At 73.1% G+C, this 22318-nt stretch carries 21 protein-coding genes; 3 read left to right on the top strand and 18 right to left on the bottom strand.

Translation table 11 applies throughout. The annotated features are described in order from the left end of the window. Positions 1-9: 9 nt before the first annotated feature. Complete coding sequence (locus tag RM780_RS03240; protein WP_311628944.1) at positions 10-1167, bottom strand: cation:proton antiporter; 1158 nt, start codon at positions 1165-1167, stop codon at positions 10-12. Between the two features lie 204 nt (positions 1168-1371). Here RM780_RS03240 and RM780_RS03235 point away from each other — a divergent pair, with 204 nt between their 5' ends. Next, positions 1372-2277: a 5'-3' exonuclease gene (locus RM780_RS03235; protein WP_311628943.1), complete on the top strand. Its 906-nt coding sequence runs from the start codon at positions 1372-1374 to the stop codon at positions 2275-2277. Between the two features lie 42 nt (positions 2278-2319). Here RM780_RS03235 and RM780_RS03230 read toward each other — a convergent pair whose 3' ends face one another. From RM780_RS03230 to RM780_RS03185, 10 genes are all read right to left on the bottom strand, one after another. After that, the gene (locus tag RM780_RS03230) at positions 2320-5145 is read right to left on the bottom strand and encodes a DEAD/DEAH box helicase (protein ID WP_311628889.1); all 2826 of its coding nucleotides are present in this window, start codon (positions 5143-5145) and stop codon (positions 2320-2322) included. A 94-nt stretch (positions 5146-5239) separates the two neighbouring features. Further along, positions 5240-6073 (bottom strand): twin-arginine translocase subunit TatC, encoded by an 834-nt coding sequence (gene tatC / locus RM780_RS03225; protein WP_311628888.1) that lies wholly within the window; start codon positions 6071-6073, stop codon positions 5240-5242. Between the two features lie 122 nt (positions 6074-6195). Beyond that, positions 6196-6477, bottom strand: coding sequence for a Sec-independent protein translocase subunit TatA (tatA, locus tag RM780_RS03220; RefSeq protein WP_311628887.1), 282 nt, complete (start codon positions 6475-6477; stop codon positions 6196-6198). Between the two features lie 124 nt (positions 6478-6601). After that, positions 6602-6829, bottom strand: a complete 228-nt coding sequence (locus RM780_RS03215; RefSeq protein WP_311628886.1) for a hypothetical protein — start codon at positions 6827-6829, stop codon at positions 6602-6604. Further along, positions 6829-7797: a helix-turn-helix transcriptional regulator gene (locus tag RM780_RS03210; RefSeq protein ID WP_311628885.1), complete on the bottom strand. Its 969-nt coding sequence runs from the start codon at positions 7795-7797 to the stop codon at positions 6829-6831. The genes RM780_RS03215 and RM780_RS03210 overlap by 1 nt, the downstream gene beginning before the upstream one ends. A 73-nt stretch (positions 7798-7870) precedes the next feature. Beyond that, complete coding sequence (locus RM780_RS03205) at positions 7871-8824, bottom strand: helix-turn-helix transcriptional regulator (RefSeq protein WP_311628883.1); 954 nt, start codon at positions 8822-8824, stop codon at positions 7871-7873. Positions 8825-8960: 136 nt separating this feature from the next. Further along, the gene (locus tag RM780_RS03200) at positions 8961-9332 is read right to left on the bottom strand and encodes an FKBP-type peptidyl-prolyl cis-trans isomerase (RefSeq protein WP_311628882.1); all 372 of its coding nucleotides are present in this window, start codon (positions 9330-9332) and stop codon (positions 8961-8963) included. A gap of 64 nt (positions 9333-9396) precedes the next feature. Further along, positions 9397-10377, bottom strand: a complete 981-nt coding sequence (locus RM780_RS03195) for an FKBP-type peptidyl-prolyl cis-trans isomerase (RefSeq protein WP_311628881.1) — start codon at positions 10375-10377, stop codon at positions 9397-9399. A 115-nt stretch (positions 10378-10492) separates the two neighbouring features. Beyond that, positions 10493-11854: a Pup--protein ligase gene (gene pafA / locus RM780_RS03190; protein WP_311628880.1), complete on the bottom strand. Its 1362-nt coding sequence runs from the start codon at positions 11852-11854 to the stop codon at positions 10493-10495. Between the two features lie 9 nt (positions 11855-11863). Beyond that, on the bottom strand, positions 11864-13126 hold the full coding sequence (locus tag RM780_RS03185) for an MFS transporter (RefSeq protein ID WP_311628879.1): 1263 nt from the start codon (positions 13124-13126) through the stop codon (positions 11864-11866). Between the two features lie 120 nt (positions 13127-13246). On the opposite strand from RM780_RS03185, the gene RM780_RS03180 reads away from it, so the two are divergent. Continuing rightward, positions 13247-14269, top strand: coding sequence for a LacI family DNA-binding transcriptional regulator (locus RM780_RS03180; protein ID WP_311628878.1), 1023 nt, complete (start codon positions 13247-13249; stop codon positions 14267-14269). Positions 14270-14421: 152 nt separating this feature from the next. Here RM780_RS03180 and prcA read toward each other — a convergent pair whose 3' ends face one another. From prcA to arc, 5 genes are all read right to left on the bottom strand, one after another. Beyond that, the gene (gene prcA / locus RM780_RS03175; protein ID WP_311628877.1) at positions 14422-15171 is read right to left on the bottom strand and encodes a proteasome subunit alpha; all 750 of its coding nucleotides are present in this window, start codon (positions 15169-15171) and stop codon (positions 14422-14424) included. Positions 15172-15277: 106 nt separating this feature from the next. Beyond that, a complete protein-coding gene (prcB, locus tag RM780_RS03170; RefSeq protein WP_311628876.1) occupies positions 15278-16123 on the bottom strand; it encodes a proteasome subunit beta in 846 nt (281 codons plus the stop codon). Positions 16124-16268: 145 nt separating this feature from the next. Further along, entirely contained in the window at positions 16269-16487 is a 219-nt protein-coding gene (locus tag RM780_RS03165; protein ID WP_311628875.1) for a ubiquitin-like protein Pup, read from the bottom strand. A gap of 122 nt (positions 16488-16609) precedes the next feature. Further along, complete coding sequence (gene dop / locus RM780_RS03160; protein ID WP_311628874.1) at positions 16610-18121, bottom strand: depupylase/deamidase Dop; 1512 nt, start codon at positions 18119-18121, stop codon at positions 16610-16612. Positions 18122-18290: 169 nt separating this feature from the next. Further along, entirely contained in the window at positions 18291-20075 is a 1785-nt protein-coding gene (gene arc / locus RM780_RS03155) for a proteasome ATPase (RefSeq protein ID WP_394812873.1), read from the bottom strand. 234 nt (positions 20076-20309) lie between these two features. On the opposite strand from arc, the gene RM780_RS03150 reads away from it, so the two are divergent. Continuing rightward, positions 20310-20627, top strand: a complete 318-nt coding sequence (locus RM780_RS03150) for a ferredoxin (protein WP_311628872.1) — start codon at positions 20310-20312, stop codon at positions 20625-20627. A 49-nt stretch (positions 20628-20676) separates the two neighbouring features. Here the strand turns inward: RM780_RS03150 and RM780_RS03145 are convergent, their stop codons facing one another. Together RM780_RS03145 and RM780_RS03140 are read right to left on the bottom strand one after the other, a co-directional pair. Then, positions 20677-21279, bottom strand: a complete 603-nt coding sequence (locus tag RM780_RS03145) for a hypothetical protein (protein ID WP_311628871.1) — start codon at positions 21277-21279, stop codon at positions 20677-20679. 117 nt (positions 21280-21396) lie between these two features. Next, positions 21397-22299: a tRNA (adenine-N1)-methyltransferase gene (locus RM780_RS03140; RefSeq protein ID WP_311628870.1), complete on the bottom strand. Its 903-nt coding sequence runs from the start codon at positions 22297-22299 to the stop codon at positions 21397-21399. Positions 22300-22318 lie beyond the last annotated feature (19 nt).

Genomic DNA, 22318 nt, shown 5'->3' with positions numbered 1-22318 from the left:
GGGCGCCCCTCACGCCCGGGCGGCCTCCGGCGGCCCGCCGGGCAGGATGCGGGCCAGCCAGTGGGAGCGCCCGGCGACCAGCGGGGCGACCACGGCGAGCACCAGCACGTAGCCCGCGATGAACGGCGAGAGCCGCGCGTCCAGCCCGGCCGCCGCCGCCATCGTGGCCAGGATCAGGGCGAACTCCCCGCGCGCCAGCAGCGTGGTGGCGACGTTCGCCGTGGGCGCGGGCCCGAATCCGTAGACCCGCGCGGTGATCAGCCCGGCCAGCAGGTTCATCGCGACGGTGATGGCCAGCGCGATCAGCACGGGCCCGACCACGGCCCGCAGGTCGCCCGGGTCGATGGACAGCCCGAAGCCGAAGAAGAAGATGGCCGCGAAGGCGTCCCGCAGCGGGTGCACCAGCTCCCGGATGCGCTCCCCCGCCCCGGTGTTGCCCAGGATCAGGCCGACCATGAAGGCGGCGATGGCGTCGGCGACCCCGAACCGCTCGGCCACGCCGGAGACGAACACGGCCGCGCCGAGGAAGGAGATGACCAGCAGCTCGTCGTCCTTGATCGCGAAGAGCCGGCCGATGACCCGGGTGCCGAACCGCGCCAGCAGGGCCAGCGCCACCAGGAAGCCGAAGGCCTTGGCCATGTCGGCGGCCATCGCGCCCAGGCCGTCGGCGCCGGAGAGCACCGGCTGGAGGGCCGCCAGGTAGAGGGCGAGGAAGATGTCCTCGACCACGATGATGCCCAGGATGGGCCGGGTCTCCGGGTTCCCGATGCGCCCCAGGTCCACCAGGACCTTGGTGACGATGGCCGAGGAGGAGATGCCGAGCACGCCCGCCAGGACCAGCGCCTCCTCGGTGCCCCAGCCCAGGCCGAAGCCGAACGCCAGCCCCGCCCCGACGTTGAGCACCAGGTACAGCGAGCCGGCGACGATCATCTTCCGGCCGCCGGTACGCAGGTCCTCCATGTGGAATTCGAGGCCGAGGTAGAAGAGCAGCAGGACCAGGCCGAGCGCCGAGAGCATCTCCAGGTCGTGCGGGTCCTCCAGCAGGACGTAGCCGGGCGTGTGGGGGCCGAGCAGAATGCCGGCCAGGATGAACAGCGGGATGGTCGGCAGGCCGATGCGGCCTCCGAGGCGGGCGAGGACGGCGGCGGCGACGAAGGCGCCGCCCATGGCGAGCAGAGTGTCGGCGTGTCCCATGGAGCGGGTGGTCTCCCCTTCTCGGCTGCGGGCTGACGGGTAAAGGCCACGTCAAGGACGCGTCAATATTTAGCTTACCAAACGACTTTCCGGCGGCCCGGGACCCCGCGCCGGGAGCCGCACCGCCCCGGCCCTGTCAGCCCCGTGCGGCATGATCCGGGTGTGACCCGACGACTGATGCTCCTCGACACCGCGTCGCTGTACTTCCGCGCCTACTTCGGCGTCCCCGAGTCCGTGCGCGCCCCCGACGGCACGCCGGTGAACGCCGTGCGCGGCCTGCTCGACTTCCTGGCCCGCCTCATCGCCGACCACCGCCCCGACGACCTCGTGGCCTGCGTGGACGAGGACTGGCGCCCGGCCTGGCGGGTCGAGCTGATCCCCACCTACAAGGCGCACCGGGTGGCCGAGGCCGCCCACGAGGGCCCGGACACCGAGACCGTGCCCGACACCCTCACGCCCCAGGTCCCGGTCATCGAGGCGGTGCTCGACGCGCTCGGCGTCCTGCGCCTGGGCTCCCCCGGGTACGAGGCGGACGACGTCATCGGCACCCTCACCGCCCGCGCCCGCGGCCCGGTGGACATCGTCACGGGCGACCGCGACCTCTTCCAGCTGATCGACGACGCCCGCGGCGTCCGCGTGCTCTACCCGGTCAAGGGCATGGGGAACCTGGCGGCCTTCGACGAGGCCGCGCTGCGCGCCAAGTACGGGGTGAACGGCCCGGGTTACGCGGATCTCGCCCTGCTGCGCGGGGACCCGAGCGACGGGCTGCCCGGCGTTCCCGGCATCGGCGAGAAGACCGCCGCCCGCCTGCTGGAGCGCCACGGCGACCTGGAGGGCATCCTGGCCGCCCTGGACGCCGGGGACCCCACCTTCACCCCGGCCCAGCGCAAGCGTCTGGAGGAGGCCCGGCCCTACCTGGCGGTGGCCCCCCGCGTGGTCCGGGTCGCCGCGGACGTTCCCCTGCCGGAGGCCGACCCGGCGCTGCCGAAGGCGCCGCGCGACCCCGCCGCGCTGGACGCCTTGGACGCCCGCTGGGGCCTGGGCGGCTCGCTGCGCCGGGCCCGCGCCGCGCTCGGCGGCTGAGCCCCGGGCGGCGGCAGAGGCCGCCGCCCGGGGGGAACGCCCTCAGCCCAGCGAGCTGTACGCCACCACGCCCCGCAGCATCCGGTCCACGGCCTTCCTGGCGTTGGTGGCCACCGTCCCCTCCCCCGGCGCGGCGGCGGCGATCTGCCCCAGCACGTCGACGACCTGCTTGCACCAGCGCACGAAGTCCCCGGCCGGCATGTCCGCGTCCCGCAGCACCTCGTCCAGCCCGTGGCCCTGCGCCCACCGGTACGCCGGCCAGGCGAAGCCCAGGTCCGGCTCGCGCTGGCCCACCCCGGTGGCCTGGTTGATCCGGTGCTGCTCCTCCAGGGCGTCCAGGCGCCCCCAGATCCGCACCATCTCGCCCAGCGCCCGCCGCGCCTGCCCGCCCGGCACCTCCGGCGCGGGCGCGTCGTCGGCCGAGCGCGCCTCGTACACAAGCGCCGAGGCGCAGGCGGCCAGCTCCGCCGGGCCCAGGCCCTCCCAGACGCCGTCCCGCAGGCACTCGCTGGCCAGCAGGTCCAGCTCGCCGTAGAGCCGGGCCAGGCGCCTGCCGTGCTCGGTGACCTCGTCGCCCCGCAGGTACTCCAGCTCGGTCAGCAGGGCGGCGACCTGGTCGAAGGTGCGGGCGATGGTGTTCGTCCGGCCCTCGATCCGCCGCTGGAGCTGCCGGGTGTCCCGCGTCAGCCGGTCGTGGCGCTCGGCCCAGCGCGCGTGATCCTCGCGCTCGTCACAGCCGTGGCAGGGGTGCGCGCGGATCGCCGCGCGCAGCCGCGCGATCTCCGGGTCGTCCGTGGCCGGCCCGCCCCGCCCACGATGCTTGCGGGGAACCCCCCCTTCCCTTTGGGCGGTCCCGGCCTTGGAGCGCAGCGCCGAGGCCAGGTCCCGCCGGGACTGGGGGCTGCGCGGGTTGAACGACCGGGGAATCCGCATCCGGTCCAGCGGCTCCACCGGCACGGGGAAGTCCATCGCGGCCAGCCGCTTGACCTGCCGCTGCTCGGTGAGCACCAGCGGGCGCGGCCCGTCGTGGTGGTCGTGCCCGCGGAAGCCCGTGCTGCGCCCCGCCGCGAGCCCGGGGTCGAGGACCAGCGCCAGGCCGGCGAACTTGCCGGTGGGCACGTGGATGATGTCCCCGGGCCGCAACTGCTCCAGCGCGGTGTGCGCGGCGGCCCGCCGCTGCGCCACGCCCTCCCGGGCCAGCTCCTGCTCCCGGTCCTTCAGCTTCCGCCGCAGCCCGGCGTACTCCGTGAAGTCACCCAGGTGACAGGTCATCGCCTCCCGGTACCCCTCGAGGCCCGACTCGTTGCGCTGCACCTGCCGGGAGATCCCGACCACCGAGCGGTCGGCCTGGAACTGCGCGAAGGAGGTCTCCAGCAGCTCGCGCGAGCGGTGCCGCCCGAACTGCGCGACCAGGTTGACCGCCATGTTGTAGGAGGGCTTGAACGAGGAGCGCAGCGGGTAGGTGCGCGCCCCCGCCAGGCCGGCCACGGCCGCCGGGTCCATGCCGCCCTGCCACAGCACCACGGCGTGGCCCTCGATGTCGATGCCGCGCCGCCCGGCGCGGCCCGTGAGCTGGGTGTACTCGCCGGGGGTGATGTCGGCGTGCTGCTCGCCGTTCCACTTCACCAGCTTCTCCAGCACCACCGAGCGGGCGGGCATGTTGATGCCCAGGGCCAGGGTCTCGGTGGCGAAGACCGCCTTGACCAGCCCGCGCACGAACAGCTCCTCGACGACCTCCTTGAACGTCGGCAGCATGCCCGCGTGGTGCGCGGCGATCCCCCGCTCCAGGCCCTCCAGCCACTCGAAGTAGCCCAGGACGTGCAGGTCCTCCCGCGGGATGGCCGCGGTGCGCTCCTCCACGATCTCCCGCACCCGGGCGCGGGCGGGCGCGTCGTTCAGCCGCAGGCCCGCGTGCAGGCACTGCTGGACGGCGGCCTCGCAGCCGGCGCGGCTGAAGATGAAGGTGATCGCGGGCAGCAGCCCCTCGGCGTCCAGCCGGTCGATGACCTCGGCGCGGCTGGGCGTGTAGGTGCGGGCCCGCTGACGCCGCTCCCGCTCCCGGTCGGCGGCCCGCTTGCGGTCCCGGCCCTGCCGGTAGCGGTCGCGGGCGGTGAGCGGGCGGGCGTTCTCCCGCTGGGCCAGCCGGAGCAGGTCGGGGTTGACCTCCCGCTTCTCGCCGCTCTCCTCGAAGAGGTCGAACATCCGCCGCCCGGCCAGCACGTGCTGCCACAGCGGGACCGGCCGGTGCTCGGAGACGATCACCTCGGTGTCCCCGCGGACGGTGTCCAGCCAGTCGCCGAACTCCTCGGCGTTGGAGACGGTCGCGGACAGCGAGACCAGCGTGACGGACTCCGGGAGGTGGATGATCACCTCCTCCCAGACGGCGCCGCGGAAGCGGTCGGAGAGGTAGTGCACCTCGTCCATCACCACGTAGCCCAGGCCCAGCAGCGCCTGGGAGCCGGCGTAGAGCATGTTCCGCAGCACCTCGGTGGTCATCACGACCACGGGAGCGTCGGAGTTGACGCTGTTGTCGCCCGTCAGCAGCCCGACGCGGGCGGCGCCGTAGCGCCTGGCGAGGTCGGCGTACTTCTGGTTGGACAGCGCCTTGATGGGCGTGGTGTAGAAGCACTTGCGGCCCTGCTCCAGGGCCAGGTGGACGGCGAACTCGCCCACGATCGTCTTGCCCGACCCGGTCGGGGCGGCGACCAGCACGCCCTTCCCGGCCTCCAGGGCCTGGCAGGCCTCGACCTGGAACGCGTCGAGCCCGAAGTCGTACAGCTCGCGGAAGGGGGCGAGCGCAGAGGTGTGCTCGGCGCTGCGCCGCCGCGCGGCGGCGTACCGCTCGGCGGGGGACATGTGCTCGGTCATTGTGTCTACGAGCCTACCGGCCGTGGACCGCGCGCGGCCGTGATCGCCCGCCCCCGGCGTACCCGGGCCGGGGAGGGCGGACGGCCGCGGCGGCTCAGGTCGCGTCGTCGAGGGAGGAGGTGCTCACGGGGGGCGCCGGCTCGATCACCGAGGGGGTGAGGTCCAGGTCCGAGGCCTCGTCGTCGTCCAGGTCCCGGTCCGGGTCGGAACGGCCCCTGCGGCGGTCGTTGAGCACCGCGATGCCGCAGGCGATGAAGTACAGGCCGGTCACGGGCACCTGGAGGGCGACCATCGACATCATGTCGGTCGGGGTGATCGCCGCCGCGAAGACGGCGATGCCGACCACCATCCACCGCCACCAGCTGAGCATCCGCTTGCCCGAGACGAGGCCGCCCATGTTGAGCAGGACCAGCAGCAGCGGCAGCTCGAAGGAGAGGCCGAAGGCCAGCGCCATCCGGACGGTCAGGTCGAGGATCTCCTCGACGGAGACGAAGTTCGTCACCTCGTCGGCGCTGAAGCCCAGCAGCACGGGGATCGCCCGGGGCAGCAGCCAGTAGGCGAACGCCACGCCGCCGACGAAGAGCGGCACGCCGACGCCGACGACGGCCCGGGAGTACTTCTTCTCGTGCTTGTGCAGGCCCGGCGCCACGAAGGCCCACGCCTGGTACAGCCAGACGGGGGCCGCCGCCACCATGCCCACCAGCAGGGACACCCGGAAGTAGGTGGCGAAGGGCGAGGTGATGCCCTGCTGGTTCACCGTGGCGCAGCGGGTCTCCCGGCCCTCCTCACCGCACACCGGCACGGGGTCGATGAGGAACTCCATGATGTCCCTCGCGAAGAACATCGCCCCGATGGTGATCACCAGCACCGCGGCCACCGAGATGGCCAGCCGGTTGCGCAGCTCCCGGAGGTGCTCGGTGAGGGGCATGCGGCCCTCTGGGTCCTTCGCGTTCTTGCGCGTGGCTCTGGCCACCCCACGTCCTCGTCTCGCAGTGCGGCCGGAGTGCGCCTCCGGCCGCCTTCCTCACAGATTCCGGAACGGCGCGCGGGTCAGCCCTGGGCGGTGCGCCGCGGCTCCGGCTCCTCGACGGGGCGGGCGCCGGCGGTGTCGCCCGGGGCGGACTGGATGGTCCGCTGCGCCGGGGCGGCGGCGCCGGCGTCCTGGGGAGCGGCGTTCTGGCCGCTCTCCTGCTTCATCGCGGCTGTCTCGCTCTTGAGGATGCGCATGGACTTGCCGAGCGCGCGGGCCGTGTCCGGCAGGCGCTTGGATCCGAAGACGACAATCACGACGAGGGCCACGAGGAGCAGGTGCCAAGCTGAGAAAGAGCCCATTTCGATCGTCCAGCCTCTCATCAAGATGCTCTGCCTGCCGTGCCGGCCCCGGACAATCCCGGCCCCGCACGGAGTGCAATCCTAACGCTCACGAGTGAACACCAGGCAATGACTTCGCGTCCGCCTATTCTTCCCTTTGGTGTCCGCCGTATGCCCGGCGCCACTCCCCGCCGCGGGAGGCGAGGGGGGAGGCCGAGCGTTCCAGGTCCTCCACGGCCCGCCCGATCCGCTCCGCGCTGTCGCCCACGGCCCGCGCGAAGCGCCGCACCTCCAGGCCCACGCGCACGGCCAGGACGCCCAGGACCGCGACCCCCGCAGCCGCGAGCGCCAGCTGCAGCATCGCCCAGGACATCACACCGGCTCCTCGTACCTCTCCAGGGCGGCGCGGGCCGCCTCCCGCGCGCTGTCGGCCAGCTCCGCCGGGGCGACGATGCGCCCGTCCCCGCCCAGCCGCAGCGCCAGGCGCCGCAGGGTCGCCGGATCCGGGGTGCGCAGCGTCACCCGCAGCCCGCCGTCGGGAAGCTCCTCGGCCGCGTCGTGCGGGTAGTACTCCGCGACCCAACGGCCGCCCGGGCCCACCTCGATGACCACCTCGGGGTCGGTGGGGGCGGGCTGGACCAGGCCCTCGCTCAGGTCGCGGGGCTCCACGGGCGGCGGGTCGGAGGGGGTGTCCAGCAGCTCGATCCGCGCGACCCGGTCGAGCCGGAACGTCCGCCGCGCCTCCGACCTGCGGCACCAGGCCTCGACGTAGGTGTGGCCCACGGCGAAGAGGCGGATCGGGTCGATCTCGCGGTCGGTCAGCTCGTCCCGGCCGGGCGAGTAGTACTGGATGCGCAGCCGGCGGCGTTCGGTGATGGCCCGGTCCACGTCGGCGAAGACGCCGCCCTCGGCCTCGAAGGTCACCGAGAGCCGGGAGCTGGCCCCGGCGGCCTCCCCGGCCGCGGCCTCCAGCTTGGCGGTGGCCCGCAGCAGGGCGTCGCGGTCCCCGTCCCGCAGGCCGGGCAGGGTGGCCACGGCGCGGGCGGCGACCAGCAGCGCGGTGGCCTCGTCCGCGGCCAGCCGCAGCGGGCGCCCGGCCTCGGAGCCGACGGCCTCGGCGTTGTGCCACCAGATGTGCTCGCCGTCGGTGTCGATGTCCAGCAGGTCGCCGCCGCGGAAACTGGTGCCGCACATCGGCAGCACGTTCAGGTCGGAGATCAGCTCCGCCTCGCTGATGCCGAACGCCCGCGCCACCTCGTTCACCCGGGCGCCCGGCCGCTCCCGCAGATACGTCACCAGGGACAGCATCCGCCGCGTCCGGTCGATGGCGGTGGTCGCCATGACTGCCTCTCTTCTCCTCGTCCGTCCTGTGGGCCGCCGGCCGCTCCCGGCCCCGCTCCCCCGCGCCGGCCGCTCAGCCCTTGGCGACCGCGCGCAGCCGCTCCATCACGTCGGCCCGCAGCTCGGCTGGCCCCAGCACGATCACGTCGGGGCCGAACTCGGCCAGCCAGGCGTCGAGTCCGTGCCCGTAGGGGATCTCCAGCTCGTCCCACTCGGCGTCGTGGCGCGCGGTGGAGGTGGCCCGTGCGCGCAGCGGGTACCCCGAGCCGGTCCGAAGCCGGATGCGGGCCTGCGCGGTGGCGTTCTCCCCGGCGAAGCGCTCCACGCTCTCGCGCACCGCGACCTGCCCGGGGACGGGCACGGTGAACGCCCCCGCCCTGGACCTGACGCGGCCGGTGATCCGGGAGAGGCGGAAGACCCGCTCGGCGCCCCGGTCGCGGTCGAAGCCGGCCAGGTACCAGTGACCGCGCCAGCACTCCAGGGCCCAGGGCTCGACCTGCCGGGTCTCGGGGCGCACGGCGTTGGACTTGCGGTAGTCGAAGGTGACCGGACGCCGGTCCCGGCAGGCGATCATCAGCGGCTCGAACGCGGCCTCGCCGGCCGGGACCCGCGGCTCCAGCGCCGCGTAGGTCTCGCGTTCCTCCTCGGCCAGCGGCATCCCGGCGGCCCGCAGCTTCTGGAGGGCGCCGCTGGCGGCCCCGGCCAGGCGGGCCTGCTGCCAGACACGGGCGGCCAGGACCAGGGCGGCGGCCTCCTCGGCGTCCAGCGCGACGGGGGGCAGCCGGTTGCGGTCGCGGCGGGCGACGTAGCCGATCTCGCCCTCCAGGCTCTCCACGGTCTCGATGACCATGCCCAGCTCGCGCAGGTCGTCCTTGTCGCGCTCGAACATCCGGTTGAAGGCGTCCTCGCTGCCGACCTCCATGTACGCCTCGATGGAGGTGCGCAGCTCGCGCTTGCTGAGCGGGCGGCCGGAGCCCAGCAGGCACAGGGCAAGGTTCATCAGGCGTTCGGCCTTGGCGATCGCCATCGGCGCGCCGCCCCCCTTCCTCGCGTGTGTGGTCGCTCCCCGCGCCGGACGGGGGCGCCGCCGCCCCGGGCGGTCCGGCCCGGAAAGCGGGCAGGCCCATCCCGTGCGGGATGGGCCTACCGTACCGCCTGGCGGATCAGGCCGAGACCAGGTCGCAGACGAAGATCAGGGTCTCCCCCGGCTTGATCACGCCGCCCGCCCCGGCGTCGCCGTAGGCCAGGTGCGGCGGGATGGTCAGCCGGCGCCGGCCGCCGACGCGCATGCCCTGAACGCCCCGGTCCCAGCCGGGGATGACCTGGCCGGCACCGAGCTGGAAGCTCAGCGGGGTGCCGCGGTTCCAGCTGGCGTCGAACTCCTCGCCCGAGCTGAACGCCACGCCCACGTAGTGGACGGAGACCTGCGCCCCTGCCTGGGCCACCGGCCCGTCGCCCTCCCAGATGTCCTTGATCTCCAGGTCGGCGGGCGGCGCGCCCTCGGGGAAGTCGATCTCCGGCTTGTCGATGCTCACGGAACAACACTCCTTGCGCGGTGGTGAGGCCCGGGCGCGCGCCCGGGCCGTGGGCGTGGCGGGGTCAGAAGGCGGCGAGGATGTCCACGACGAAGACGAGGGTGGACCCGGCCGGGATGGCCCCGTCCCCGGCCTCCTCGTCGCCGTAGCCCATGTCGGGCGGAACGACCAGCAGCACGCGGTCGCCCACGCGCTTGCCGACCAGGCCCTCGTCCCAGCCGTCCACGACGGCGCCGGTGCCGATCTGGAAGGCGGAGGCGCTCTCGCGGTCCCAGGAGGAGTCGAACTGCTCGCCGCCGTCCCACAGCACGCCCGTGTACTGGACGGCGACGCCCTGGCCGGCCTCGACCTCGGCGCCGTCGCCCTCGATCAGCACCTGCTGGGCCAGCTCCTCCGGCGGGTCCTGGCCCTCGGGGACGGTGATGGTGGCGGCCTCGCCGCCGCCGGCCTCGACCTCGGGCAGGCCCTCCTCGGTGGGGGCCTGCTCGCCCTGCGCCTCGCCGTGCGGGTCGACGCGGGAGGCGGCCACGAGGTCGAAGACCCACACGACGCCGTCCTCCGCGTCGATGCCCGCGTCGGCGATGCCGTCGCCGAGCATGTCCCCGGCCTGGCCCTCGATCTTGACGCGGCTGCCCGCGGTGAGGCCGATGAGGGGCCGGGTCACGTTCGCGCGCATGTAGGAGTCGACACCGGCCTGGACGATCACCTGCTGGTGGGGAGCCTCGGGGTCGTCGCCCGCGGCGTTCCAGGTGTCCAGGAGGGGGGTGCCGTTCTCCGCGAGCTGGCCGACGACGTCCACCCGCAGGTAGTCGCCCTCCTCGATCACGGCGCCGTCGCCCGCGCTGAGCACGTCGGCCACGGCCTCGTCACCGGCCCTGGCGTCCTCGTTCAGCTCGATCTCCGGCGAGCGGCCCAGCTCTCCCGTGACGCGGGCCAGCGGGCCCTCCGAGGTCTCGCCGGAGTCGTCCTCGGAGCCGCAGGCCGCGGCGGTCAGGAGCAGCGTGGAAACGCCGAGCGCCGCCACGATGCGGCGCGCACGTGTCATGGGGGTCATCTGTCCAACTTGCGGTAGGCAACGGCCGGGGCGGGACCCCGCTGGTCCCGCCCCACCCTACGACCTCAAGCTGTGAACCCGGGGCGCCGTGTCCCCCGTGCGGCCCTCACATGCCGGCGATGAGCTTCTCCACCCGCTCGTCCACGGAGCGGAAGGGGTCCTTGCACAGCACGGTGCGCTGCGCCTGGTCGTTGAGCTTCAGGTGGACCCAGTCGACGGTGAAGTCCCGCCGCTGCTCCTGGGCGCGCCGGATGAAGTCGCCGCGCAGCCGCGCGCGGGTGGTCTGCGGCGGCACGGACTTGCCCTGGAAGATCTTCAGGTCGTTGCACACGCGCTGGGCCTGGCCGCGGCGCTCCAGCAGGTAGTAGAGGCCGCGGCGGCGGTGGATGTCGTGGTAGGCGAGGTCTATCTGCGCGACGCGCGGGTGCGACATGGTGAGGTTGTGCTTGGCGCGGTACCGCTCGATGAGCTGGTACTTCATCACCCAGTCGATCTCGGTGTTGATCTTGTCGAGCTCCTCGGCCCGGATGGACTCCAGGGCGCGGCCCCACAGCTCCAGGACCTGCTCGGTCAGGCCGGTGCGCATGCCGCGGCGCTCGCAGAAGTCGAGGGCCTTCTCGTAGTACTCCTGCTGGATCTCCAGGGCGGAGGCCTCGCGGCCGGTGGCCAGGCGGACGCGGCGCTGGCCGGTGATGTCGTGGCTGACCTCGCGGATGGCCCGGATGGGGTTCTCCAGGGTGAGGTCGCGCATGACGGTGCCGGCCTCGATCATCCGCAGGACCAGGTCGGTGGCGCCGACCTTGAGCAGCATCGTGGTCTCGGACATGTTCGAGTCGCCGACGATGACGTGGAGGCGGCGGTAGCGCTCGGCGTCGGCGTGCGGCTCGTCGCGGGTGTTGATGATCGGGCGCGAGCGGGTGGTGGCGGAGGAGACGCCCTCCCAGATGTGCTCGGCGCGCTGGCTGACGCAGAAGACCGCGCCGCGCGGGGTCTGGAGCACCTTGCCGGCGCCGCAGATGAGCTGGCGGGTGACGAGGAAGGGGATGAGGACGTCCGCCAGGCGGGAGAACTCGCCGTGCCGGGCCACCAGGTAGTTCTCGTGGCAGCCGTAGGAATTGCCCGCGGAGTCGGTGTTGTTCTTGAAGAGGTAGACGTCGCCGGCGATGCCCTCCTCGTGCAGCCGGCGCTCGGCGTCGACCAGGAGGCCCTCCAGGATGCGCTCACCGGCCTTGTCGTGCGTGATCAGCTCGATCACGTTGTCGCACTCGGGGGTTGCGTACTCGGGGTGCGAGCCGACGTCCAGGTAGAGGCGGGCGCCGTTGCGCAGGAAGACGTTGCTGCTGCGGCCCCATGACACGACTCGGCGGAAGAGATACCGCGCCACTTCGTCCGGGGACAGCCGTCGCTGGCCTCGGAACGTGCACGTGACTCCGTACTCGTTCTCCAGCCCGAAGATTCGGCGATCCATGAGGGAACATTACGCCCGATGCCCGGTTCTGAAACCGGGTTGCAGTGCGGCGTTTCGATCATTTTGCGATTCCGGCGCGGGGGCGGGCGGGGCGGGGGGCGGCTCCAGCGCACGGCGGGTGACCAGCAGGACCAGCAGCGCGGCCAGCCCCCCGGCCGCCGCGAGGCCGAAGCCGGCCGCGTCCCCTCCGCGCTCGACCACCGGGCCCACCGCGGCGGTGCCCGCGGCGGCGCCGACGCCGAAGGTGGTGACCAGCCAGGAGAACGCCTCGGTGACCGTCCCGGCCGGGGCGTGCCGGTCGATGACGACGAAGGCGCAGGCCAGGGCCGGGGCGAGAAAGACCCCGGCCAGACCCGTGAGGAGGGTCATCAGGGCCGCGGAGGAGGGCACGAGCAGCAGCGGCAGGTATCCGGCGGCCAGGAGGGCGACCAGGGCGAGCAGGCGGCGCTCGGGCGGCCCGGCCCAGGGGCGCGCGCCGTAGCACAGGCCGCCGGCCATGGCCCCGGCGCCGAGGGCGGAGAGCAGCCAGGTGGCGACGAGTTCGTCGCCGCGGTCGTCGGCGTAGGCGACGGCGGCCACGGAGATCGCGCCCAGCGCGAGGCCGACGAAGAAGAAGCAGGCGAGCAGGGCGAGGAGCCCCGGCGAGCGCAGGGCGCCCAGCCAGTGCGCCTCGCGCGGGGCCGCCCTCCACCGGCGGGCGGGAGGGGCGGTGACGAAGGCGAGGGCGCCGAGCAGGCCGAGGGCGTTGACCACGAGGAGGGCGGCGGCCTCGGACCACAGGGCCACCAGCAGCATGACGATCAGCGGCCCGCCGGCGAACATCACCTCCTGGGCCACGGCGTCCAGCGCGTAGGCCCGGTGCACGGGCGTGGCGCCGCCGAGCACGCTCGCCCACAGGGCGCGCAGGGCGCCCTCAAGCGGCGGGGTGGTGAGCCCGGCGACCAGGATCAGGGCGGCGGCCCTGGGCAGCGGCTCGGTGCCCAGGGCGGCGAACGCGCCCACGGCCACGGCGGAGACGACCGCGGCGGGCAGGATGACGCGCACCTGGCCGTAGAGGTCGACCATCCGCCCCAGGAGCGGCTGGCCGACGGCGGTGGCCAGGCCGTAGACGGAGGCGAGGACGCCGGCCAGGGTGTAGCCGCTGCCCTCGGAGCGGGCGAAGAGCACGACGGCCAGGGCCGCGGTGCCGTAGGGCAGCCTGCCCAGCAGCGTGCCGCCCAGCAGCCGCGCCACGTGCGGCGCCCGCAGCAGCTCCCCGTAGCCCGTGGCCATGGCCCACCCTCCGCGCGTGTTACGTATAACGTCCCTCGATTCTACGTACCATGGCCCGATCCGGTAAGCCGGTGTCAGGACACTCCCGCGCGGGCGGGGGGAGGGAGTCGGGCGAGCACCGTGAGCATCCGGCCCAGGCCCACCAGCCGGGACGTCGCCGAGCGCGCGGGGGTGTCCCAGGCCACGGTCTCCCTCGTCCTGCGCGACCGCTGGCGCGGGCGGGTCTCCCCCGCCCGGGTCGAGGCGGTCCGGGCCGCGGTGGCGGAGCTGGGCTACCGGCCCAACCTCGCCGCGCGCAGCCTGCGCCTGGGGCGCGCGCGAACCGCGCTGGTGGTGGTGCCCGCGCTGACCAACGAGTTCTTCGCGCGGATGTACGCCGGGGCCGCCCGGGTCGCGGCCGGGGAGGACGTGGGCGTGGTGCTCTACGTCCCGCCCGACGAACGGGGCCCGGCGCCCGACCCGTTCGCCTCCGCGGGGGCTGCCGTGGACGGGGTGCTGGCCTCCTCGATGGCCGCGGAGAGCCTGGCCACGCTGAGCCAGGGCGGCCTGCCGCTGGTGATGCTGGACAGCGAGCCGCGCGGCCCCGGCACGGCGACCGTCAACCCCGACATCGCCGACGGCACGCGCCAGGTGGCCCGGCACCTGCTGGGCCTGGGCCACCGGCGCTTCGCGCACCTCGCGGCCGAGGTGGACTCCTGGACCTTCCGCGTCCGCGCCCGGGTGCTGGCCGAGGAGCTGGCGGCCGTTCCGGGGGCGCGGCTGGTGGCGGCCGAGCGCGCGCCGATCACCGTGCGCGGGGGCCTGGGCGCGGCGGAGCGGGTCCTGGCGGGCGCGCGCGGGAAGGCGGGGCCCACGGCCCTGGTGTGCGACGACGACCTGCTGGCCGTGGGCGCCTGCAAGGCCGCCCGGCGGCTGGGCCTGCGGGTGCCGGAGGAGCTGTCCGTGACCGGCTTCGACGACCTGACCGTGGCCACGGCCGTCGAGCCCGAGCTGACCACGGTCGCCCTCCCCGCCGAGGACCTGGGCGCGGCGGGCATGCACGCCCTCCTCGCCCTCCTCGCCGGAACGTCCCCGGCCACGACCGTCCTCCCCGCCGCCCTTCTCCCCCGCGCCTCCACGGCTCCCCCGCCGCCCGGCCCCTGACGGCCCGGAGGCCGCCCGCTCAGGCGCGCCTCGGCACACGCGCTCCGCCGCGGGCCGGCTGGGACGACGCGGCGCCGTGACGGAGTGTCATGCTCCCGGGACGCGGCCGTGCCCCGGGGGCGTGGGCCTCCGGGGCACGTGGCGGGGTCGGCTCACTCGCCGTCGGCCGGCTCCTCGGACTCCGCGGAGGAACCGCCCGGCTGCAGCAGCTCCGTCAGCCGGCGGCCCAGCAGGCGCTTGAACTTCCGCGTCTGGGGCCGGTTCCGGTCCAGGACCGCGACCTCCAGCTGATCGGCGCTCAGCTCGCGCTCGCCGCCGCCCGAGCCGTTGCTGTCCCGGGTCAGGGACTCCACGGCCAGGCGCAGCGCCTCGCCCAGGCTCAGGTCGTCACGGTGGTGCTGGTCCAGATACGTGCCGATCTGGTCGGAGTTCCCCCCGACCGCGACCGAGCCGTGCTCGTCGATGATCGAACCGTCGTGCGGCAGGCGGTAGATCTCGTCGTCGGCCGGGCTCTCGCCGACCTCGGCCACCAGCAGCTCCACCTCGTAGGGCTTCTCGGCGGCGCTGGAGAAGATGTTGCCCAGGGTCTGGGCGTAGAGGTTGGCCAGGCCGCGGGCGGTGACGTCCTCGCGGTCGTAGGTGAAGCCCCGCAGGTCCGCGTACCGGGTGCCGCCGATGCGCAGGCTCTCGTACTCGTTGTACTTGCCGGTGGCCGCGAAGGCGATCCGGTCGTAGATCTCGCTCACCTTGTGCAGCGCCCGGGAGGGGTTCTCGGCGACGAACACGATGCCGTCGGCGTACTGCAGCACGACCAGGCTGCGCCCCCGCGCGATGCCCTTGCGGGCATACTCGGCGCGGTCCGCCATGGCTTGCTGGGGTGAGACATAGAACGGCGTCGACACCGCTATTCGTCCCTTTCTGTCCGTCGGAGAAAGTGGGCGTGGAAACGTGGAGAGGGCCGGCGGACCCGGGGGCGCCGCCGGCCGGGCCGGGCCGGTCCGCCGAGGGCTAGAGGACCGGCGCCTGCGGCCCGTTGGGCAGCTCCAGGCGGCCCTCGTGAACGGCGCGCGCGGTCTCGGCGACCTCCGCCTCGGCGAGCCGGCGGTAGCCCTCCTCGGTGATCACCGTCACGATCGGGTAGATCCGGCGGGTCAGGTCGGGGCCGCCGGTGGCCGAGTCGTCGTCGGCCGCGTCGTAGAGCGCCTGAACGACGGCGGTGACCGTCTGCTGCTCGGACTGGCCCTCGCGGTGCAGCTTCTTGAGCGAGCCGCGGGCGAAGAGGGAGCCGGAGCCGACGGAGGCGAAGCCCAGCTCCTCGGAACGGCCGCCGGTCACGTCGTAGGAGAAGATCCGGCCCCTGCGCCGCTCCAGGTCGTACCCGGCGAACATCGGGACCACGGCCAAGCCCTGCATCGCCATGCCCAGGTTTCCGCGGATCATGGTGGACAGCCGGTTGGCCTTGCCCTCCAGGGAGAGGGCGTGGCCCTCCACCTTCTCGAAGTGCTCCAGCTCCAGCTGGAAGAGCTTGACCAGCTCGACGGCCAGGCCCGCGGTCCCGGCGATCCCCACCGCCGAGTGCTCGTCGGCGGGGAACACCTTCTCCACGTCCCGCTGGGCGATCATGTTGCCCATGGTGGCCCGGCGGTCGCCGGCCAGCACCACGCCGCCGTCGAAGGTGGCCGCGACGATGGTGGTGCCGTGCACGGCCTCCACCGGGCCCTCCACGGGCGGCAGCCGGAGACTGCCCGGAAGCCGCTCCGGGGCGTACTCGGTCAGGAAGTCCAGGAAAGAGGACGAGCCGGGCCGCAGGAAGGCTGCCGGGAGTCGCCCCTGATCGTGGGAGTTGGCCGCCACAGGTGTCCTTCCAGGTAGGAGAAACGGTCCGCTGCCCCGGTCCGGCGGTGCGGCCGGGGCTGCAGGCAGCGTATGCCACGGACCCTACCCGTCACATGCTGAAGATCCACCCGGAGCGCACGGGCTTCCCGAGGCTCCCCGAGGCCTACTGGCCGCCCTTCTGGACGAAGCTGCGGACGAAGTCCTCCGCGTTGGACTCCAGGACCTCGTCGATCTCGTCCAGGACGGAGTCGACGTCGTCCGTCAGGGCCTCCTGCCGCTCCTTGAGCTCCTCCGAGACCTCCGCGTCCTGGGTCTGCTCCTCGACTTCCTCGCTGGTGCGCGACGCGCGCTGCTGGCCGCCGCCGGTGTCCTTGGTCGCCATCTCCCTCACCCCATGCTCAGTTCGACGTGACAAGATCAGACCCTACTAGCCGGGGCTGACATTGGCTCTGCGTCCGTACAACGCCCGGGAGCCACCTCCATGATTCCCGGAACGCCCGGAAATCAGCCGCCGGAGAGCGCCCGGACCAGCTCCTCGGCCGTTCCGCAGCGGTCGAGCAGCGCCTTGACGTGCTCCTCGGTGCCGCGCAGCGGGTCCATCGTGGGCACCCGCTGGAGCGAGTCCCGCCCCGGCAGGTCGAAGATCACCGAGTCCCAGGAGGCGGCGGCGACGTCGTCCGCGTACTGCTCCAGGCAGCGCCCGCGGAAGTACGCCCGGGTGTCGGCCGGCGGCCGGGTCATCGCCCCGAGCACGTCCTCCTCGGTCAGCAGCCGGGCCATCCGGCCGCGGGCAACCAGGCGGTTGTACAGGCCCTTCTCCGGGCGCACGTCCGCGTACTGGAGGTCGACCAGGTGCAGGCGCGCGGCATCCCAGCCCAGGCCGTCCCGGCGCCGGTACCCCTCCATCAGCTCCCGCTTGGCGACCCAGTCGAGCTGGCCCGCCAGGCTCATCGGGTCGGTCTCCAGGCGGCCCAGCACGTCCTCCCAGCGGTCCAGGACGTCCAGGGTCTGCTCGTCGGCGTCCTGGCCCCAGCGCTCCTCGACGTACTTCCTGGCCAGCTCGCAGTACTCCATCTGGAGCTGCACCGCGGTGAGCGAACGCCCGCTGCGCAGCGTGATCGGCTCGCGCAGCGACGGGTCGTGGCTGACGCGGTGCAGCGTGCGCACGGGCTGGTCCACGGCGAGGTCCACGGCGATGAAGCCGTCCTCGATCATGGAGAGCACCAGCGCCGTGGTGCCGAGCTTGAGGTAGGTGGAGATCTCGGAGAGGTTGGCGTCCCCGATGATCACGTGGAGCCTGCGGTACCGCTCGGCGTCGGCGTGCGGCTCGTCCCGGGTGTTGATGATGGGCCGCTTGAGGGTCGTCTCCAGGCCGACCTCGACCTCGAAGTAGTCGGCGCGCTGGCTGAGCTGGAAGCCGTGCTCGCCGCCGTCCTGCCCGATGCCGACCCGCCCCGCGCCGCAGACCACCTGGCGGGAGACGAAGAACGGCGTCAGGTGCCGCACGATCTCGGAGAACGGCGTCTCCCGCTTCATGAGGTAGTTCTCGTGGGTGCCGTAGGAGGCGCCCTTGTTGTCGGTGTTGTTCTTGTAGAGGTGGATCGGCTGGGAGCCGGGGACCTCGGCCGCGCGCCGGGCGGCCTCGGCCATGATCCGCTCGCCGGCCTTGTCCCACAGCAGGGCGTCCCGGGGGCCGGTGGTCTCCGGGGAGCTGTACTCGGGGTGGGCGTGGTCGACGTAGAGCCGCGCGCCGTTGGTGAGGATGACGTTGGCCAGGCCGATGTCCTCGTCGGTGAGCTGGCTGGCGTCGGCGTTCTCCCGGGCCAGGTCGAAGCCGCGGGCGTCGCGCAGGGGGTTCTCCTCCTCGAAGTCCCAGCGGGCCCGGCGGGCGCGGTGCATGGCCGCCGCGTAGGCGTTCACGACCTGGGAGGAGGTGAGCATGGCGTTGGCGTTCGGGTGCCCGGGGACGGAGACGCCGTACTCCGTCTCGATGCCCATCACTCGCCGTACTGACATGCGGTCCTCCTTGCCCGGCGGCTGCCCTCCGCCGCGCCGACGCTGCCTACGAGCCTAGGCGACACGCGGTGCGGTGAGGAGATCACTGCGGGTTTCCTTCCCCGCGGTCGGTAAAAGGCCCGGCTGCGGGGCCCGCCCTCGCGCGCCCCGCAGCCGGATGTGTCGTGCACTACAGGTACTGTCCGGTGTTGGCCACCGTGTCGATGGAACGGCCGGTGTCGCCGCCCTGCTTCCCGGTGACCAGGGTGCGGATGAAGACGATCCGCTCGCCCTTCTTGCCGGAGATGCGGGCCCAGTCGTCCGGGTTGGTGGTGTTGGGCAGGTCCTCGTTCTCCTTGAACTCGTCCACGCAGGCGGAGAGCAGGTGAGAGACGCGCAGGCCCTTCTGGTCGTGGTCGAGGAAGTCCTTGATGGCCATCTTCTTCGCCCGGTCCACGATGTTCTGGATCATGGCGCCGGAGTTGAAGTCCTTGAAGTACAGGACTTCCTTGTCGCCGTTGGCGTAGGTGACCTCGAGGAAGCGGTTCTCCTCGGACTCGGCGTACATCTGCTCGACGACGGTCTGGATCATGCCCTGGACGGTGGCCTCGGCGTTGCCCCGGTGCTCGGACAGGTCGTCCGCGTGCAGCGGGAGCCGGGGGGTGAGGTACTTGGAGAAGATGTCCCGGGCCGCCTCCGCGTCCGGGCGCTCGATCTTGATCTTCACGTCGAGCCGGCCGGGGCGCAGGATCGCCGGGTCGATCATGTCCTCGCGGTTCGAGGCGCCGATGACGATGACGTTCTCCAGGCCCTCCACGCCGTCGATCTCGGAGAGCAGCTGGGGGACGATGGTGTTCTCCACGTCCGAGCTGACGCCGGAGCCGCGGGTGCGGAAGAGCGAGTCCATCTCGTCGAAGAAGACGATGACGGGGGTGCCCTGGCCGGCCTTCTCGCGGGCCCGCTGGAAGACCAGCCGGATGTGCCGCTCGGTCTCGCCGACGTACTTGTTCAGCAGCTCGGGGCCCTTGATGTTGAGGAAGAAGCTCTTCCCCGCGGGCTTGCCGGTGACCTCGGCCACCTTCTTGGCCAGGGAGTTGGCGACGGCCTTGGCGATCAGGGTCTTGCCGCAGCCGGGCGGGCCGTAGAGCAGGACGCCCTTGGGCGGGCGCAGCTCGTGCTCGCGGAAGAGGTCGGGGTAGAGGTAGGGCAGCTCGACCGCGTCGCGGATCAGCTCGATCTGGCCGCCGAGGCCGCCGATCCGGGTGTAGTCGATGTCGGGGACCTCTTCGAGGACGAGCTCCTCGACCTCGCTCTTGGGAACGACCTCGTAGACGTATCCGGAGCGGGGCTCCAGCAGGAGGGCGTCGCCGGCCCTGAGGGTGACGTCCATCAGGGGTTCGGCGAGGCGGACCACCCGCTCCTCGTCCGTATGGCCGACCACCAGGGCGCGCTCGCCGTCCTCCAGGATCTCCTTGAGGGTGACGATGTCCCCGGCGCTCTCGAACTCCATGGCCGCGACGACGTTCATCGCCTCGTTGAGCATGACCTCCTGGCCGCGCCTGAGGTCGTCGAGGTCGATGCTGGGGCTGACGTTCACCCGGAGCTTGCGGCCTCCGGTGAAGATGTCGGCGGTGCCGTCCTCGCCGGCGTGCAGGAAGACGCCGAACCCGGAGGGCGGCTGCGCCAGGCGGTCGACCTCCTCCTTGAGGGCCACGATCTGGTCGCGGGCCTCGCGCAGGGTGTTGGCCAGGCGTTCGTTCTGGGCGGTGACGCCTGCGAGGTTGGTCTGCAGCTCGACGATCCGCTCCTCGAGAATCCGAGTGTGCCGCGGAGAGTCGGCCAGCTTACGGCGCAGGACGGTGATCTCCTGCTCAAGGTCGGCAATCTGCCGGGTCGGGTCGTCGGATCCCCGACCGGGCCGGATGCCGCGGTTGCTGTCGTCGTTCTGGGATACCACGGTCCTCACCTCCTCCAAGGGGAGCTGGACGCTTCCAGACCCTACCTGGACCGGTGCAGTTCGAAACCCCTAGATCACAAAGACGGTCGGGGTGTGTCCGATCTTCACCCTTGCGCACTCCCTCTCGCCAGGGGAATACCCACCCTTCCGAAGAGGAAAGCCGTCCGCTGTATGGTCGTAAGCGGTCAACAGCCGTCAGGGATGGCGCTCTTTGAATCAGCCCTACGCATACCTACGAGGAACGGTAGACCGATGACGGTGCAGAACGAAGCGGCCGGGGAACTGGAGGTCTGGATCGACCAGGACCTCTGCACGGGCGACGGCATCTGTGCGCAGTACGCCCCCGAGGTGTTCGAGCTCGACATCGACGGGCTTGCCTATGTGAAGCCCCCCGTGCCCGCGGGTACCGAGGCCGGGCTGCTGACCGAGCCGGGCGCGGCGGCCCCGGTGCCGCTGCCGCTGCTGACCGACGTGACCGCTTCCGTGAAGGACTGCCCGGGCCAGTGCATCCACGTCCGGAGGGTCTCGGACGGCACCGAGGTGTACGGCCCGGAGGCCGACGACGCCTGACGGGGCCGGCACCCGGCGGCCCGGAGGAGGCCCCGGGCCGCCGGGTGCCTCAGACCTGAGCCGCGGCCCCGGAGCCGGGGACGGCGAGCGGCACCAGCCGGCCGTCCCGCCACTCCCAGCGGACCTCGCGCCGCAGGTCGGGGCAGCAGCGCGGCACGTCCGCCGAGGAGTACCCGGTGAGCCGGACGGCGATCGCGTCGCCCTCCGCGCGCAGCGCGTCCACCGTCATTCCCTCGCGGGGGTCGACCAGCGTCTCGGCGACGGCGGGCGTTCCGCCGGGGCCGGCGTCCGCGGCGATGAGGTACATGCCGCTGGGCGGGGTGCCCGAGCCGGCGTCGCAGCGGACCACGGCGACCGTCTCCCCCACGCCGTCGGCGTCGAGGTCGGTGCCGGCCCGCTCGGTGACCACGGTCCCGACCGGGCCGCACTCCAGCGGGTACTCCACCGCCCGGGGATCGGGTCCCGGGGAGGCGGCGGGGGGTTCGGCGTCCGCCCGGCCGGCGGGGGCTCCCGCCTCGGCCGCGGCGGTGGCGTTGGAGGGCTGAACGAGAGCGGCGGCGCCGGTGACGACGGCGAGGGCCGCGGCGGTGGTCAGCCAGTGAACGGTACGGGCTCGGGTGTGCGGAAGGTCGTGACCTGCCGGGAGCTGCACGCGGGAGTCTCCTGAGGGCGAGGAGGGGGCAGTGAGAGCAGTGAGAAAGGACACAGTGCCAGCTCCGGCATCGTGCCATACCTCACATCGGCGCGGAACCGCGGGGTGCCCGATCGTTCACTCTGCGGCGCCGGAACCGGACCCGGGGCCGGTGTAGTCCGCTCCGTACGCGCCGGGGGCCGGGCGGCGGCGGCGCAGCGGCGGGCTGACGCCGTCGGCCAGGCGCCGGGCGGTGAGCAGGAAGCCGGTGTGGCCGATCATCCGGTGGTCGGGGCGGACGGCCAGGCCCTCCACGTGCCAGGTGCGGACCATCGTCTCCCAGGCGCGCGGCTCGTTGAACGTCCCGTGCTCGCGGATGGTCTCGACGGTGCGCGCCAGCTGGGTGGTGGTGGCGACGTAGGCGCAGACGATGCCTCCGGGCACCAGCGCCTTGGAGACGGCGTCCAGGCACTCCCAGGGGGCGAGCATGTCGAGGATGACGCGGTCCACCTCGGTGTCGGACAGCTCGTCCTGCAGGTCCCCGACGGTCAGGCGCCAGGCGGGATGGGGGCCGCCGAAGTAGCGGGCGACGTTCTCCCGGGCGATCTCGGCGAAGTCGGCCCGTCGCTCGTAGGAGTGGAGCATGCCCTGGTCGCCGATGGCGCGCAGCAGGAAGGTGCTCAGCGAGCCCGAGCCGACGCCCGCCTCCACGACCCGCGCGCCGGGGAAGATGTCGGCCATGGCCAGGATCTGGCCGGCGTCCTTGGGGTAGACCACGGCGGCGCCGCGCGGCATTGACAGGACGTAGTCGGGGAGCAGGGGGCGCAGCGCGAGGTAGGCGACGTTTCCGGTGGTGCGGACGACGGTGCCCTCGGGCGCCCCGATCAGCTCGTCGTGCGGGAAGGCTCCCTTGTGGGTGTGGAAGCTCTTCCCTGCTTCGAGCGTGAACGTGTAGTGGCGGCCCTTGGGGTCGGTGAGCTGAACCTGGTCCCCGACCTTGAAGGGCCCGCGACGGCGGGCTGCACCGGTCGGTTCGGACATGGCTGTCAGCCTAGTCCAC

Source organism: Streptomyces boetiae (assembly GCF_031845405.1).
GTDB lineage: Bacteria > Actinomycetota > Actinomycetes > Streptomycetales > Streptomycetaceae > Streptomyces > Streptomyces boetiae.
This window is presented reverse-complemented; position numbering and strand designations above follow the sequence as displayed.

Coding starts and splice junctions, on each gene's coding strand:
- pafA (WP_311628880.1), bottom strand. CDS start 11,854: ATGGATCGCCGAATCTTCGGGCTGGAGAACGAGTACGGAGTCACGTGC.
- tatA (WP_311628887.1), bottom strand. CDS start 6,477: ATGGGCTCTTTCTCAGCTTGGCACCTGCTCCTCGTGGCCCTCGTCGTG.
- RM780_RS03215 (WP_311628886.1), bottom strand. CDS start 6,829: ATGTCCTGGGCGATGCTGCAGCTGGCGCTCGCGGCTGCGGGGGTCGCG.
- RM780_RS03195 (WP_311628881.1), bottom strand. CDS start 10,377: ATGACACGTGCGCGCCGCATCGTGGCGGCGCTCGGCGTTTCCACGCTG.
- RM780_RS03235 (WP_311628943.1), top strand. CDS start 1,372: ATGCTCCTCGACACCGCGTCGCTGTACTTCCGCGCCTACTTCGGCGTC.
- RM780_RS03210 (WP_311628885.1), bottom strand. CDS start 7,797: ATGGCGACCACCGCCATCGACCGGACGCGGCGGATGCTGTCCCTGGTG.
- RM780_RS03205 (WP_311628883.1), bottom strand. CDS start 8,824: ATGGCGATCGCCAAGGCCGAACGCCTGATGAACCTTGCCCTGTGCCTG.
- RM780_RS03150 (WP_311628872.1), top strand. CDS start 20,310: ATGACGGTGCAGAACGAAGCGGCCGGGGAACTGGAGGTCTGGATCGAC.
- RM780_RS03185 (WP_311628879.1), bottom strand. CDS start 13,126: ATGGCCACGGGCTACGGGGAGCTGCTGCGGGCGCCGCACGTGGCGCGG.
- RM780_RS03240 (WP_311628944.1), bottom strand. CDS start 1,167: ATGGGCGGCGCCTTCGTCGCCGCCGCCGTCCTCGCCCGCCTCGGAGGC.
- RM780_RS03165 (WP_311628875.1), bottom strand. CDS start 16,487: ATGGCGACCAAGGACACCGGCGGCGGCCAGCAGCGCGCGTCGCGCACC.
- tatC (WP_311628888.1), bottom strand. CDS start 6,073: ATGCCCCTCACCGAGCACCTCCGGGAGCTGCGCAACCGGCTGGCCATC.
- RM780_RS03140 (WP_311628870.1), bottom strand. CDS start 22,299: ATGTCCGAACCGACCGGTGCAGCCCGCCGTCGCGGGCCCTTCAAGGTC.
- RM780_RS03230 (WP_311628889.1), bottom strand. CDS start 5,145: ATGACCGAGCACATGTCCCCCGCCGAGCGGTACGCCGCCGCGCGGCGG.
- dop (WP_311628874.1), bottom strand. CDS start 18,121: ATGTCAGTACGGCGAGTGATGGGCATCGAGACGGAGTACGGCGTCTCC.